Below are 14,601 nucleotides of genomic sequence, written 5' to 3'. Positions count from 1 at the left end.
GGATCGGGAGGAATCCTGCCTACCGGGTCAGAAGACGCCGTTGAGGTGGGCCCAGTCCCAGCCCTGCGGCTGGCTCTGCCCCAGGCGGCCGGTGCCGGTTCCCGGGTAGAGGACCATGCAGCCGACCCCCCGGCATTCGGCGCTGACGAACGCGCTGTTGGTGACGGCGGCCAGGTCCGGGGCGCCGTCCGCCCCGTAGTCGCCCACAGCCAGGATCGTGGTCATGCCGTTCCAGCCGCCGGAGCCCATCAGCTCACGGGGCCCGAAGGAGCCGGTCCTGCCCGGGTAGAGCCAGAGCTTGCCGGTGGACGCCTCGCGGACGACCAGGTCGGAGACGCCGTCCTTGTTCATGTCACCGGCGCCGACCAGGGCGTTCATGGCGTTCCAGCCGCCGCTGCCGAGCAGCTTGCGCGCACCGAGTCCACCGGAGCTCGTGCCCGGGTAGAGCCACAGCTTCCCTGTGGACTTCTCCACCGCGACCACATCGCTGCGACCGTCGCCCGAGAGATCACCGAACGCCGTCAGGCGGGTCATGCCGTTCCAGCCGCCGCTGCCGAGCAGCTTCCGCGTGCCCAGGGCACCGGACCCCGTACCCGGATACAGCCACAGTGTCCCGGTCGAGGCCTCACGTGCGATCACGTCCTCACGGCCGTCACCGCTGAAGTCGCCGTGCCGGACGAGCGCGTTCATCGCGTTCCAGCCGCCCGTGCCGACCATCCGGCCGGACAGGTCTCCGGGCAGGAACCACAGTCGGCCCGCCTCGTCCCGGACGAGGACGTCCGCCCGCCGGTCGCCGTTCATGTCACCGAAGCCGGCTGCCGTGGGGGCCACCGCGGAGTACCACTCGGGGTAGGCCGACTGGTAACACTCCCGCTTCGTGGGGACGAGCTTGACCGAGCTCACGGCCTTCCAGGAGGCGTAGCCCCATTCGGTACCCGCGGGGTCGGGCTCCCAGATGCTGGTGCCGCCTGCGTTGCTGTAGTTGGGCTCGTCGTAGAGGCAGGCGTACTTGGACGTGTGGTTGACGACCGCGTCGAACTTGTTGTCCCAGGACCCGAGCGTCGCCTTGCTCACGTTCGTCTTGAACATCGCGCCCGTGCCCCAGGTCGTCTCCCAGGCGCAGAAGTAGCCCTTCGGACAGTCGCTGATCGCCGCCTGCGCGGGCGTGCTCGCCCCCAGGAGCCCGAGCGAGGTGAGCCCCAGAGCGGTGGCCGCGGTGGTCAGGCGTCTTCGCCAGGATGTACGCATTGCTTTTCCCTCCGAGATGCGGCGCGCGGACGTGCTCGGCGCGCGGCGAGGGGACGGTACAGGGTGCCACGGACAGTCGGTCAGGCGGGGCACCGCCGGCGTCGAAGTTCCGGCAGCCGCCGCCCCGCGTCCCCTCGGCGGGTGAGCCGGCGCTTCAGTCGAGACAGAACTCGTTGCCCTCGACGTCCTGCATGGCGATGCACGACTCGTTGACGCCGTCGGCACGCAGCACCTGTACGCACACCGCGCCGAGCGCGACCAGGCGGGCGCATTCGGCCTCCAGTGTGGCCAGGCGCTCGTCCCCCACGAGCCCGGTGCCGACGCGCACGTCGAGATGCACCCGGTTCTTGACGACCTTGCCCTCGGGAACGCGCTGGAAGTACAGCCGGGGGCCCACACCGGAGGGGTCCAGGCACGCGAACCACGCACCCTGCTCCTCAGGAGGCAGGGAGCGCTCGTACGCGTCCCACGTGCCGAACCCCGTCGGCGGCGGCGGCACGACGTAGCCCAACACCTCGCACCAGAAACGAGCGACGCGCTCGGGTTCCGCGCAGTCGAAGGTGACTTGGAACTGCCTGATCGACGACATCGGCGCACCCTAGCAAGGGACCGGTTCCCCACGTCGTCCTTTTTTGACGCCGCGCAGCGCCGTACTCAGGTCGGGCACCACCTTCTGCCCGCCGACAATCCGGACGGCGTGGGCGGGGAGTTGGCTACCGCTGCCCAAGGAACTTTTTTCCAAGACGGAGCAGCCCGGGTTCGTCAGGGTAGAGGCATGCACAGCGACGAAGTGGATGCCGAGGCCGTGGACCCTGGTTCCGAGGGCGGCGTCACAGCCGACAGCGAGTGGGAAGTAGCGCGGCCCAGCGGCGCGTACGCCGTTACCGGTGTCCAGATGGCCGGCTTCCGAAATCGCGTCGGGCGGGCACTGGACCTGCGGGTGCTGCCCCAGCCTGCCGTGGTCGTCGTCATTGGTCTGGGGAACGACCCGTTCACGGTCGAAGGCGGCACCGCGCTACGGTCCTCGACGAGCCCGGACGCTCATCCGAGCCTGGTCGCCTCGTTGTCGCCCGGTCCCGCGCGGATCCGCGGCCAGGACGTCGAGTGCATCGAGATGTGCCTGTCGCCCGGCGCCGCTTACGCGCTGCTGGGTGCGTCGCCGCACGAACTGGAGGGGACGGTCGTCGGCCTGGAGGAGCTGTGGGGGCGACAGGAACGGCAGCTCCGGGAACGGGTGGCCGCCGCCACCGCCTGGCAGGAACGTTTCATGCTGGTCGGCGAGTTCCTCGCCCGCCGGGCGGCCCGGGGCCCGGCGATGACACCCGAGGTCGCCGGTGTGTGGGACACGATCGTGGCGCACGGGGGTCGGGTACGGGTCGACGACCTCGCCGCGTCCTGCGGGTGGAGCCGCAAGCGGCTGTGGTCCCGGTTCAGTGCCCAGATCGGCCTCACCCCCAAGCGCGCCGCCATGCTCGTCCGCTTCGACCAGGCCGCCCGGGCCCTGCGCGCGGGTGGCAACGCCGCGGACATCGCCCTGGCGCACGGATACGCCGACCAGTCCCACCTCCACCGCGACGTCCTCGCCTTCGCCGGGTGCACACCCGCTGCCCTGGCCGGCCTCTGACCCTCACCACCGAACATCACAGCCACCCATCCCGACCACGAAGGAAGTCATCCGTGAGCACCATGGACACAGCTGCTCCCCAAGAGGCCATGGCCGACCGAGGTCTGATCGTCCAGCTCGCCTTCGGCAGCATGGCCTCGCAGACTCTGCGCGCCGCATTGCGGCTCGGAGTCTTCGACCTGATCGGCGACAGCCGGCGGCCGGCCGCCGAGGTGGCCGCCGACGCAGGAGCCGAGCACCAGCCCATGACAAGGCTGCTGCGCGCCCTCGCCGGCCTGGGCCTGATGGAGGAGCACGAACCCGACGCGTTCCGTGTGACCACCGCCGGCGCCCTTCTCGACTCCGGCCGCCCCGACTCGCTCGTCTCGTTCGCCCGGATGTTCACCGACCCGGCGATCGTGCGGGCCTGGGACGGCCTGGACAGCAGCGTCCGCACCGGCGGCATCGCGTTCGACGCCGTCTTCGGCACCGACTTCTTCAGCCATCTCGGCCGACACCCCGAACTGTCCGCCGACTTCAACGCGGCGATGAGCCAGGCCTCCGAGGAGACGGCCGCCGCGCTGCCGCACGCCTACGACTTCGGACGCTTCACCTCGGTCACTGACGTCGGCGGCGGCGACGGGAGCGTCCTGGCCGGCGTACTCGCCGCGCACCCGGCGCTCACCGGCGTCCTCCACGACACCAAGGACGGCCTGGCCCAGGCACCGAAGACACTGGACCGGCACGGGGTGGCGCACCGCTGCTCCCTGGCCCCAGGCGACTTCTTCCGCTCCGTGCCCGGCGGCTCGGAGCTGTACCTGCTCAAGAGCGTCCTGCACGACTGGTCGGACGATCAAGCGGTCACCATCCTCGGCCACTGCCGCGAGGTACTGCCGCCCGGCGGCCGCGTCCTGATCGTGGAGCCGGTGCTTCCCGAAGTCGTCGGTACCGGCGCCGCCGCGCACGCCGCAGACGGCGGTATCACCTACCTCAGCGACCTCAACATGCTGGTGAACCTGGGCGGGAGGGAACGTACCCGCAAGGATTTCGAAGAGGTGTGCCACCGTGCGGGACTGTCCGTCGTGTCGGTGACCCCGCTTGTGGAGGCGGCTCCCTTCTCCCTGATCGAGGCCATGGCCTGCTGACCACGAGCGCGCACCGGGCCGGGGGCCGACGCGAACCGGGGCCGCTGTGTCGCCGCTGTCGTTCGCGACGGCCGCGGCGCGGCCGTCGCGGCGTGGCGCGGCTAGCGGAGGGCCGTCGGAGCGAGGCCGAGGTCGGCGAGCGCACGCGCGCCGCGGGCGGCGTGCTCCCCGCCCGCGAGGATCAGGGTGCGCGCGGACTGGTAGCGGCAGCCGGCGGCGTCGAACGCGCCCGCGGCGGCGATCAGCCGGTCCCCGTCGCCGTCGAGCAGAGCCGCCGCGCGCTCCACGAGGCCGGTGGCGACGGGGTTGCCGGCCACGGCGGTCCGGGCTTCCGCCAGGCGGGCGGCGGCGTCGGGAGCGGCGGCGAGCACGGCGGCCTCGGCGCGGAGTGCCACGTACCAGTGGAGCCAGATCCACGTGGTCCACTGCCGTACCTGTGCGGGTTCGGGGGCCGTGCGTTCCAGCGCTGCCCGGGGCCGCCCCTGGTGGAGCATGAGGATCGCGTCGAAGACCGCCCCGTACCCGGAGGTGTTCCACGGCGAGGGGTCGACCTGTGCGAGCAGCGCGCTCCAGTCGCGGTGGGCTTCCTGGTCGTCGCGCAGTCCGTGGATCGTCGCCATCGCTGCCGCGGGCGGACCGAGGACCGCCCGGGCGGGGCTGCCGGCCCGCTGCCAGGCGTCGCGGAAGCGGAGGCCGGCGGTGAGTGCCTCCTCCGCATCGCCCGCCAGGGCGGCGGCGACGAGGAGCCGGCCCGTGGCGCGGTGGCCGACCTCGGCCAGTTGGGGGTGTTCCGCCAGTTGCCGCGCCCAATGGCGGGCGCCCGGCAGGTCTCCCACGCCGAGGGCGGCCTCGGCGGCCTCGCCGAGCGCCTCGATCAGCTCGTGCGTACCGGCCGGGCCGTGGGGTGCGGACGAGACCAGCTCGACCCGGCGCCGCGCCGTCGCCGCCGCCGCGAAGGCGTCCCCGGCCCAGCTCAACGCCCCGGCCAGGGTGTCGAGGGCGGCGGGCGCCGCGAGCGGATCCGCGGCGAGGTGGGCGAGTTCGACCGCTCGTTCGGCGGAGGCGATCGCCTCCTGGACGGTCGTACCGCCGGAGCCGCCGGCCGTGCTCGCCGCTTCAGCGGAAGCGGCGTCGGTGTCGCCCGCGCTCTGCGCGGCGCCGATCGCCTGGGTGAGGGCGCGTCCGGCCTCGGCCAGTGCGACCGCCGCCCGGGCGGAGGGGTCGGTGCCCGCCCGGTCCCGCGCCTCGGTGATGAGCGCGTCGGCTTCCTGCGGCGGGAGCGTGCGTACGAACTTGCTGGAGAACCGGTAGGCGTTGCTGGCGGCGGCGGCCAGGTCACGGGCGGCCGAGGCGTCGTCGCCCGCTCGGCGTGCGACGTCCGCGGCCGCGCGGTGGAGGCGGTACATGTCGTCACCGTGCAGGCGGCAGGCGGCGACGGCCGCCGCGTGCCGGAGCATCGACGCGGTGTCGGCCGGGGCGACGGCGAGGGCGGCAGCCTGCTCGTAGCGCTGCTGGGATTCCCCGATCAGATGGCGGGTGAAAGCCAGCTCGGCCGTGCCGCGGGCGAGGCGGTAGGCGTCGGCGCGCTGCTCCGGACGGCTCTGCGCCCAGGCGAGGGCGGCGCGCAGTTCGTCGGCCACCTCGTCGAACCGGGCCCTCCAGTCCGCTCCCGGCACCTGGAGGTCGGCGCTTCGGTCGAGGCACCAGTGCAGGTGCCGGGCCCGGGTGTCGTCGAGTTCGCCGGCCTCTGTGAGGCGGTCGGCGCCGTACTGGCGCAACGTTTCCAGCGCGCGGTAGCGGGTGCCGTCCGGGGAGAGGGTGGCGGTGAGCAGGCTCTGTTCGGCGAGACGGGCCAGCCCGTCGGCGGCGGTTGCCACGTCGAGGGCGGCGACCTGTGCCGCAGCCCGGGCGGTGAACGGTGTCACGAACACCGACACCCGGCGCAGCAGCGCCCGGTCGGCCGAGTCCAGCAGGTTGTGGCTCCAGTCCAGCGCCGCCCGTACGGAGCGGTGCCGGTCCTCCGCCCGGGAGCCGCCGGTGAGCATGCGCAGCGGGTGGGCCAGGGCGGCGGTGATCCCGTCCAGACCGAGCGTGGGGTAGCGGGCGGCGGCCAGCTCGATCGCCAGCGCCATGCCGTCCAACCGGGCGCAGATTTCGGCGATTTGATCGTGCAGGGAAGGATCCAGTGGCCGACCCGTCGACTGCGCCCTGTCCGTGAACAGTGCGACCGCGTCCGACCCGCCGTCGCCGGCCGGCGACAGGGCCGGGGAGAGAGACAGCGGCGGGACCGGGTACACCCGCTCGAACGGCACCATCAGCCGTGACCGGCTGGTCACCAGCACCCTCAGCCGGGGGCAGGCGGCCAGCAGGCGTTCGAGGAACAGTGCGGCCCCGTCGATGACGTGCTCGCAGTTGTCCAGTACCAGCAGGGCGTGGCGGTCGGCCAGCGCGGCGGTCACGGACTGGGCCATGTCGTGGCCCAGTTGCTCGCCGAGGCCGAGGGCTTCGGCGACCGCGGTTGCGATCATGGCGGGGTCGGTGACGGGGACCAGGTCGACGAACCACACCCCGTCGGCGAACTCGTCGGCCGCGTCCGAGGCCACTGCCAGCGCGAGCCGGGTCTTGCCGACCCCGCCGGGGCCGAGGGCGGTCACCTGTCGGTGCTCGCCCAGCATCGCGGTCAGGGCGGCCCGCTCGCCCGCCCGGCCGATGAACGAGGTCAGCCGCGTCGGCAGCGCGGGTGCCGGGCGGGAACGGTCGGAGCGCGAGCCCTCGGTGCGCGAGCGTTCGGACGCGCGGCGGGCCAGCGCCCGCCGGTCCGGTACCCCCAACTTGCGCAGCAGCGAGGAGACATGGGTCTCCACCGTGCGCACCGAGATGTACAGCCGTGCTCCGATCTCGGCGTTGCTGAAATGGTCTCCGACCAGCTCCAGCACCTCACTCTCGCGAGGCGAGATGTCCGCTGCCTGTGCCATGGCCCCCATTCTGTCGCACGCTCGTTCGCGCTCCTGCCTCCGTGAGCGTCTCCGGTCCTCTCCGTGGTCGTCTCCGTGGTCACCACGGATGTGGGCCGGTCGTGCCGGGCGGGACGCTGTGACGGCACACGACTTCGACATGACTTCAGGAGCGCCCATGCCCGGCTCGTCCACCTCGGGAATCAAGACCGTGCTCCACCCGGTGTCCGATCTGGGCCGGGCCAAGGCGGTGTACGCGGCCCTGCTCGGCGTGTCCCCGCGCCACGACGCGCCGTACTACGTCGGCTTCGAGGCCGCGGGACAGCACATCGGGCTGGTGCCGGGTGGCGGGCCGCAGGCGATGACCTCGCCGGTGGCGTACTGGCACGTGCCGGACATCGAGGCGACGCTCGTCGCGGCGGTCGCGGCAGGCGCGGCCGTGACCGAGCCCGCGCACGAGGTCGGCGGCGGCCGCCTGGTGGCCACGGTCGCCGATCCCGACGGCAACGTCCTCGGCCTCCTCCAGGACCGGCAGGACCAGGCGGGCACCACTGCTCGCTCCCGCGCCCGGCGCCGTCTCGACACCGAGCACCGGCTCGCCCATGACGTCGACGTCTGGGTGGCCACCGCCTCCGTCGACGGGGCGCCGTACCTGGTGCCGCTGTCCTTCGACTGGGACGGCCGGGCGTTGTGGGTGGCCACCCCGGCGGACAGCCCGACCGGCAGGAACCTGGCTGCCGCCGGGACCGTCCGCCTCGCACTCGGTTCCACCCGCGACGTCACCATGATCGACGGCGCGGTCGAGGTCCACGCCATCGATGCCCTCCCCAGGGAGCAGGGTGACCGCTTCGCCGAGCGCACCGGCTTCGACCCGCGCGCACTCACCACGGTCTACCGCTGGTTCCGTGTCACGCCGCACCGAATCCAGGCGTGGCGGGAGGAGAACGAGCTGGCCGAACGCGACCTGATGCGCGAGGGCCGCTGGCTCGCCTGAACGGACACCGGCGGGTGAGCCGCCCGTACCGCCTTTTCGCCGGTGGCGCGGAGGGCTCGCTCGGGAGCAGTTTCTGAGTACGGGTACTCATGCCGCCGTGCACGAGGTGGGTGAAGGTGGCAGGGAGCCGGCGACCGGACACCCAGCTCGGACGCACCCGTGCCGACTGCCCAAATCGACCTGACAGCACCACTGTTGACGCAGTATCACCAGACGTCGAGAAAAGGGGAGACCTTGCCCACCGCACCCCGATCGCACCTGTCCCGCCGTACCGCGCTCGCCCTCGGAGCCGGCGCCGCATCGTCCGCCGTTCTGCCGCTCGGCGCGCAGGCGCACGCCTCCGGCTCGGCCTCGGCCGGCGCGGAGGGCCTCATTTCACGGCTGAGGGAGCTGGAGCAGCGGCACTCCGCCCGGCTGGGAGTGTTCGCACGCAACATGCGTACCGGCGAGACGGCGGCGTACCGTGCGGACGAGCGCTTCCCCATGTGTTCCCTGTTCAAGACGGTCGCCGCAGCGGCGGTCCTGCGCGACCTCGACCGCGACGGCGAGTTCCTGGCCGAGCGCATCCGGTACACGGCGAAATACGTCGAGAGGTCGGGATACTCGCCGTGCACCGAGAAGGCCTCCCACATCAAGAACGGGATGACGGTCGCCGAGCTGTGCGAGGCCACCATCTGCCACAGCGACAACACCGCGGGGAACCTGCTGCTGCGGGAGTTGGGCGGGCCGACCGCCATCACCCGTTTCTGCCGCTCGATCGGCGACGGCAGGACCCGGCTCGACCGGTGGGAGCCCGAGCTCAACTCGGCAGAACCCTGGCGGGTGACCGACACCACCACTCCCCGCGCCATCGGCGGGACCTACGCGCGCCTGGTACTCGGTGACGTGCTTCCCCCTGCGGACCGGGAACAACTCACCGGCTGGCTGCTGGCCAACACGACCAGCGAAGAGCGATTCCGCGCCGGCCTGCCCGCCGACTGGACCCTCGCGGACAAGACCGGGGGCGGGAGCTACGGGGGCAACAACGACGTGGGCATCGCATGGACGCCGGACGGCTCACCGATCCTGATGGCCGTCCTGACGACCAAGCAGGAACAGGACGCGCCCGCCGACCATCCGCTGGTGGCCGGGACGGCCGCGCTGCTGGCAGCGGAACTCGTGCGTTGAGGGGCGTCCGCCTCCGCAGGCCCTGGACGTAAAGATCAGGAGCTTGGACAGCTCGGCGGGCTCGTCGTATCCGCGTCACCATGGACGTATGGCCATCGACGTGGCGGTTGTCGAAGCGCCGTCCGTGCTCGGGCTGCGGCCGTCCGGGGTGCAGGAGCTGCCCCAGGCCCTGCTGGACGCCGGGCTTGCCGGGGTCCAGCAGGGCGGGAGGGTCGAGCCGCCGCCGTACGACCCGCGGCGGGACGCCGCGACGGGGGTGCTGAACCCGGGCGGCATCGCGCGGTACTCCGTACTGCTGGCGGACGCCGTGGGCGCGGTGCTCGACGAGGGGCGTTTCCCGCTCGTGCTGGGCGGGGACTGCAGCATCCTGCTCGGGAACCTGCTCGCGCTGCGCCGCAAGGGGCGGTACGGGCTGTTGTTCCTGGACGGGCACACGGACTTCTACCAGCCGTCCGCCGAGCCGGCCGGCGAGGCCGCCTCGATGGAGCTCGCCCTCGTCACCGGCCGGGGGCCCACGGTCCTGGCCGACCTCGAAGGGCGGGGGCCGTTGGTCCGGGACGAGGACGTCGTCGTGTTCGGGTTCCGCGACGCCGACGAGTCCGCCGCCGCCGGGATGCAGCCGCTGCCGCCGGAGCTGTACGCACTCGATCTGGACGACGTCCGCGCCGCCGGGGTCGCCGCGACCGCCCGGGGGGCCGTCGAGCGGCTCACCGGGGGCGGGGCGGACGGCTTCTGGGTGCACCTGGACGTCGACGTCCTGGACGACGCGGTCATGCCGGCCGTCGACTACCGCCAGCCCGGCGGTCTGAGCTGGTCGGAGCTGGAGGACGTCCTCGCCACGGCGCTGGCCGACGACCGTGCCGTCGGCCTCGACGTCACGATCTTCAACCCCCGGCTCGACCCGGACGGCACCATCGCGGTCCGCCTGGCGGAGTGCCTGCGGCGGGCGCTGGCGGCGGCCTGAGGACCAAAAACCAATTCTCGTACCGGTACAGTATGGACGGTATAGTTATTGGTTCGGTGAGAAGGGCGCCGCGTGATCGAGATCCTGAATTCCACCCTGCTGGCCCGAGCGAAGGACACAGGCGCCCTGGTCGCCGACATCCTGCAGGCGCTCCGGAGCCGTAGCACGGTCGGCACGAACCTTCTGGACATCGACCGGTGGACCAAGGCGATGATCGTCGAGGCGGGAGCGCAGTCCTGCTACGTCGACTACGCGCCGTCCTTCGGACGCGGCCCCTTCGGCCACTACATCTGTACGGGCGTCAACGACGCCGTGCTCCATGGGCGGCCGTACGACTACACGCTGGCCGACGGCGATCTGCTGACACTCGACCTCGCCGTCTCCAAGGGCGGAGTCGCGGCGGACGCCGCCATCAGCTTCCTCGTGGGCGACGCACGGCCCCCGGCGAGCGTCGCGTTGATCGGCGCGACCGAACGCGCACTGGCCGCGGGGATCGCCGCCGCGGGGCCCGGGGCGCGCATCGGCGACATCTCCCACGCCATCGGGACGGTCCTCCGCGAGGCGGGGTATCCGATCAACACCGAGTTCGGCGGTCATGGCATCGGAACGACGATGCACCAGGACCCGCACGTGCCGAACAACGGGCGGCCCGGCCGCGGTTACACCCTGCGCCCCGGGCTGCTGCTGGCCCTGGAGCCGTGGGTCATGGCGGACACCGCGCAACTGGTCACCGACGCCGACGGATGGACGCTCCGCAGCGCGACCGGCTGCCGGACGGCGCACAGCGAACACACGATCGCCATCACCGAAGACGGCGCCGAGATCCTCACCCTGCCGAAGCGGGCGTCCTAGTACGCGTGCCCGACGTAGGCGAGGGCCTGCTTCAGCAGGAGGCCCTGGCCGCCCGGCATCTCGTTCTGCACGGACGGGGACGCGGCCTCCTCGGGGCTGAACCACACCAGGTCCAGGGCGTCCTGCCGTGGCCGGCAGTCGCCGGTCACCGGGACGACGTACGCGAGGGCCACGGCGTGCTGACGTGGGTCGTGGTAGGCGGTGACGCCGGCCGTGGGGAAGTACTCGGCGATCGTGAAGGGCTGCAAGGAGGACGGGACACGCGGGAGTGCCACCGGCCCGAGGTCCTTCTCCAAGTGGCGGAGCAGCGCGTCACGGATCCGCTCGTGGTGCATGACGCGGCCGGACACCAGGGTGCGGCTGATCGTTCCGTCCGCCCCGATACGCAGCAGCAGCCCGATGCTGGTCACTTCGCCGCTGTCGTCCACGCGCACGGGAACGGCCTCGACGTACAGGATCGGCATCCGCGCCCGAGCGCTGCCCAGCTCGTCCGTGGTCAGCCAGCCGGGCGTGGTTTCGGTCATGTCAGACATCGCTTGATCATACTTTCCGGGGGCGGTTCCGTCCCGGAACTCCGTACCCCCGGCCGAGTGGTGGCGTCCGCCATGACATCTCCCCGGCGAAGTCCGGCCACCGCCCGCCGCGCGACAGCGGCGCAGCATGACGCGTTGTCGCACCAGAGTGACGGGGAATCGGCTTCCGGCTGACCGGCCGCCCCGATGAGGATGCGGATGCGCGTTCCCGTTCCACCACCACGGAAAGGAAAGCCATGCGCACCCGATGGACAGCGACGGCCGCCGTCGCCGGATCGGCCGTTCTGCTCGCCCTGACCGGCACCGCCGCCCACGCCGCCGAGCCCGAGAGGACGCAGGCCCCGGCGGCCCCGCCGAAGGTCCTGAACACCCAGGTGCACGCCTGGCTGCAGGCCAACGTCCGGGCGGAGCCGAACACCAGTAGCGAGATCCTCAGCTACGTGTCCCCCGGCAACACCTACAGCGCGATCTGCTGGACGTACGGCCAGACCGTGACCCTCGCCGGGTACACGAGCAGCAAGTGGGTGCTCATCGACCGGACCTGGCCCAAGCAGAACGGCTACGTCACGGCGATCGCCCTCAGCGGCGACAGCACCGGCGGTGTGCCCAACCGCTGCTGATCCGCCCACCGCGCCCACCACGGCGGCGGGGACACCCTCCCCGCCGCCCCGACGTGCCGTGATCCACTGTGATCAGCGGGGGGCTCACGGTGGTGGCCCGTCGGGACCGAACGAGTGAGTCGTCGGGGCGGACGGGTGAGGGAGGGGTACGGGTGGAGGCTCGCGGGTCACGTAGACGTTCCGGATCCTCATCCCGAGTCCTGAACTGGAAGAGACGCCCGCCATGCGCCGTACCCCCGCCCGTCGACGCCGACTGTTCGCCGCAGCACTGCTCGTGGCGTCCGTCCTCGCCCCCGTCGTCACCTCCCCCGCCACGGCCGTCCCCGCAGCCGCCACCCCTGCCGCCGTCCTCGACCACGGCGGGGAGGACTGCCCGCCCGACGGCTTCGGGCCCGAGCTGACCGCCCGCCTGGACAAGGCCATCGAGGACGTACGGAAGCAGGCCGGGATCCCCGGCCTCGTCACCGGGCTGTGGATCCCCGGCAAGGGGCGCTACGTCCGGGCGACCGGCGTCGCCGACAAGGTCACCGGCCGGCCGATGACCACCGACCTCTTCGTGCGGATCGGCAGCGAGACCAAGACCTTCACGGTCACCGCGCTCCTGAAGCTCGTCGACGACGGCAAGATCGGCCTCGACGACCCGATCTCGAAGTACATCGCCGGGGTCCCGAACGGCGGGAACATCACGCTGCGCCACCTCGCCGAGATGCGCAGCGGCCTCTTCCCGTACACCGACGACGCGGACTTCCAGCGCGACCTGCTGAGCAACCCGAGCCGCTACTTCACCCCGCACGAGGTCCTCGCGTACGGCTACAAGCACCCGAACACCTTCGCCCCGGGGACGCAGTTCCAGTACTCCAACAGCAATCTGATCCTGCTCGGCCTCGTGATCGAGAAGGTCACCGGTCAGCGTCTGGTCGACGTCCTGGAGAAGCGGGTGCTGCGCCCGGCCAAGCTGCGCCGCACACTGCTGCCGGAGGGCCCCGAGTTCCCCGAGCCGCACCCGCGCGGCTACACCAACCAGACGCTGACCGGCGAGGTCGCCGACTCCACGGACTGGAACCCCAGTTGGGCCTGGGCTGCCGGGGCGATGATCTCGAACCTGGAGGACCTGCGCCGCTGGGCGAAGATCCTCGCCACCGGCGAGCTGCTCAGCCCGGAGACGCAGGCCCAGCGGTTGAAGATGCTGCCGACCGGCTACCCCGGCACCAGCTACGGCCTCGGCATCTTCGAGAGCGGCGGCTGGATCGGGCACAACGGCTCGATCCCGGGGTACGAGACGGTGACCGTCTACCTGCCCAAGCTGAAGGCCACCATGGTGCTGATGCTCAACACCGACATCACGACCCAGGGCCAGGAGCCGAGCTCACTGGTCGGCCGGGCGATCACCCAGATCGTGACGCCGGGCAACGTCTACGACCGGCCGGTGCCGCCGCGCGAGGCGGGGCCGTCCCGCGCGATCGACGCCGCTACGAGCTGAGCGCTATGAGGTGAGGACGCCTTCCAGGAACGGCTCGATCGCCGTGCGCCAGGCGTCCGGGTGGTCGTAGTGCAGGAGGTGGCCGGCGTCCGGGATCTCCGCGTACGCCCCGCGGGGGAGGACGCGGACCATCTCCTGGGCCTCGGCGCGGCCCAGCTCGCCGTCCAGGCCGCGGACCACGAGCGTGGGGCAGCGGACCTGGGCGAGCGAGTCCCAGTGGGCGTCGTGGACCCAGGTCTCGCGCGAGGTCAGCATCTGCGCCGGGTCGAAGACCGGGTACCAGCCGTCGGGGCGCTCGGTCATCACCTCGGCGAAGAACTCGCCGCGCGCCGGGTTCGGACGCTCGACCCAGGGGTCGTCCACGCCGAACCACTGCCGCACGCCGTCGAGCGAGGCGAAGGGCATCGGCCAGCGGCGGAACCAGTCCGTCCACTCGCGCTGGGAGGCGGCCCCGAGGGCCGAGGCCCGCATGTCGCAGATGACCAGGGCGCGGACGAGGTCGGGGTGCTCGGCAGCGAGCTGCCAGGCGGTGAGGGCGCCCATGGAGTGCCCGACGAGGGTGACGGGCCCGAGGCCGAGTTGCTCGACGGCGGCGGCCGCGTCGGCGACGTACGCCTCGCGCGTGAAGGGGCCTCCGGCGGGCTTGTCGCTACGGCCGTGACCGCGCTGGTCCAGCGCGACGACCCGGTGGCGCTCGGCCAGCCAGCGGGCGGTGGGGGCCCAGTGCGCGGCGCTCCCCATCAGGCCGTGCAGCAGTAAGACTCCGCAACCGGCCGTCCCGGCCGGTGGTGTCTGCTCCTCCGTGAACTCCCAGGCAGCCAGGCGTACGCCGTCGGCCCCGGTGACGTCGAGACGTCGCACCATGTTCCTGGCACCCCCTCTTTCCATCGAGCGTGTCGAGCTCCGCCAGACTATCGAACCCATATTCGAAAATGGGGTCCTGCCGCGTAACACCCCTCGTTCGAGTGACGACGCTCAAGGATTGACGCGCGCCGCTCAGGGGAGATCTTCAGCGGGAGGCGGATCGCTCGGGGAAAACGG

The 14,601-nt window shown here is 72.1% G+C and carries 12 protein-coding genes and 2 pseudogenes; 9 read left to right on the top strand and 5 right to left on the bottom strand.

The features are described 5' to 3' along the window. Positions 1–27: 27 nt before the first annotated feature. Entirely contained in the window at positions 28–1,248 is a 1,221-nt protein-coding gene (locus ACWF79_RS03570; protein WP_453726383.1) for an FG-GAP-like repeat-containing protein, read from the bottom strand. 154 nt (positions 1,249–1,402) lie between these two features. Further along, positions 1,403–1,837, bottom strand: a complete 435-nt coding sequence (locus tag ACWF79_RS03565) for a VOC family protein (RefSeq protein WP_453726382.1) — start codon at positions 1,835–1,837, stop codon at positions 1,403–1,405. A 186-nt stretch (positions 1,838–2,023) separates the two neighbouring features. Here ACWF79_RS03565 and ACWF79_RS03560 point away from each other — a divergent pair, with 186 nt between their 5' ends. Next, entirely contained in the window at positions 2,024–2,872 is an 849-nt protein-coding gene (locus ACWF79_RS03560) for a helix-turn-helix domain-containing protein (protein WP_453726381.1), read from the top strand. Positions 2,873–2,934: 62 nt separating this feature from the next. Next, the gene (locus tag ACWF79_RS03555; protein ID WP_453726590.1) at positions 2,935–3,996 is read left to right on the top strand and encodes a methyltransferase; all 1,062 of its coding nucleotides are present in this window, start codon (positions 2,935–2,937) and stop codon (positions 3,994–3,996) included. A 101-nt stretch (positions 3,997–4,097) separates the two neighbouring features. On the opposite strand, the gene ACWF79_RS03550 is transcribed toward ACWF79_RS03555, so the two are convergent. Beyond that, positions 4,098–6,971, bottom strand: coding sequence for a LuxR C-terminal-related transcriptional regulator (locus tag ACWF79_RS03550; RefSeq protein WP_453726380.1), 2,874 nt, complete (start codon positions 6,969–6,971; stop codon positions 4,098–4,100). A gap of 157 nt (positions 6,972–7,128) precedes the next feature. On the opposite strand from ACWF79_RS03550, the pseudogene ACWF79_RS03545 reads away from it, so the two are divergent. From ACWF79_RS03545 to map, 5 genes and pseudogenes are all read left to right on the top strand, one after another. Then, positions 7,129–7,482, top strand: a pseudogene (locus ACWF79_RS03545) (VOC family protein); the annotation flags it as partial. A 24-nt stretch (positions 7,483–7,506) separates the two neighbouring features. Further along, positions 7,507–7,944, top strand: a pseudogene (locus tag ACWF79_RS03540) (pyridoxamine 5'-phosphate oxidase family protein); the annotation flags it as partial. A gap of 234 nt (positions 7,945–8,178) precedes the next feature. Next, positions 8,179–9,111, top strand: coding sequence for a class A beta-lactamase (bla, locus tag ACWF79_RS03535; protein WP_453726379.1), 933 nt, complete (start codon positions 8,179–8,181; stop codon positions 9,109–9,111). Between the two features lie 88 nt (positions 9,112–9,199). Next, positions 9,200–10,075, top strand: coding sequence for an arginase family protein (locus tag ACWF79_RS03530; RefSeq protein ID WP_453726378.1), 876 nt, complete (start codon positions 9,200–9,202; stop codon positions 10,073–10,075). A 72-nt stretch (positions 10,076–10,147) separates the two neighbouring features. Further along, entirely contained in the window at positions 10,148–10,927 is a 780-nt protein-coding gene (gene map, locus ACWF79_RS03525) for a type I methionyl aminopeptidase (protein WP_453726377.1), read from the top strand. On the opposite strand, the gene ACWF79_RS03520 is transcribed toward map, so the two are convergent. Then, the gene (locus tag ACWF79_RS03520) at positions 10,924–11,451 is read right to left on the bottom strand and encodes an NUDIX hydrolase family protein (RefSeq protein WP_453726589.1); all 528 of its coding nucleotides are present in this window, start codon (positions 11,449–11,451) and stop codon (positions 10,924–10,926) included. The genes map and ACWF79_RS03520 overlap by 4 nt on opposite strands. Before the next feature lie 245 nt (positions 11,452–11,696). Here ACWF79_RS03520 and ACWF79_RS03515 point away from each other — a divergent pair, with 245 nt between their 5' ends. Both ACWF79_RS03515 and ACWF79_RS03510 read left to right on the top strand, forming a co-directional pair. After that, complete coding sequence (locus tag ACWF79_RS03515; RefSeq protein WP_453726376.1) at positions 11,697–12,080, top strand: SH3 domain-containing protein; 384 nt, start codon at positions 11,697–11,699, stop codon at positions 12,078–12,080. A 223-nt stretch (positions 12,081–12,303) separates the two neighbouring features. Then, positions 12,304–13,560: a serine hydrolase domain-containing protein gene (locus ACWF79_RS03510; protein WP_453726375.1), complete on the top strand. Its 1,257-nt coding sequence runs from the start codon at positions 12,304–12,306 to the stop codon at positions 13,558–13,560. Positions 13,561–13,563: 3 nt separating this feature from the next. Here ACWF79_RS03510 and ACWF79_RS03505 read toward each other — a convergent pair whose 3' ends face one another. Next, positions 13,564–14,424, bottom strand: a complete 861-nt coding sequence (locus ACWF79_RS03505) for an alpha/beta fold hydrolase (protein ID WP_453726374.1) — start codon at positions 14,422–14,424, stop codon at positions 13,564–13,566. Positions 14,425–14,601: the final 177 nt, after the last annotated feature.

The sequence above is a fragment of the Streptomyces sp. NPDC054975 genome, from assembly GCF_053609105.1.
The sequence above is the reverse complement of the archived record's forward strand: the minus strand, read 5'-3'. Positions and strand labels throughout refer to the sequence as shown.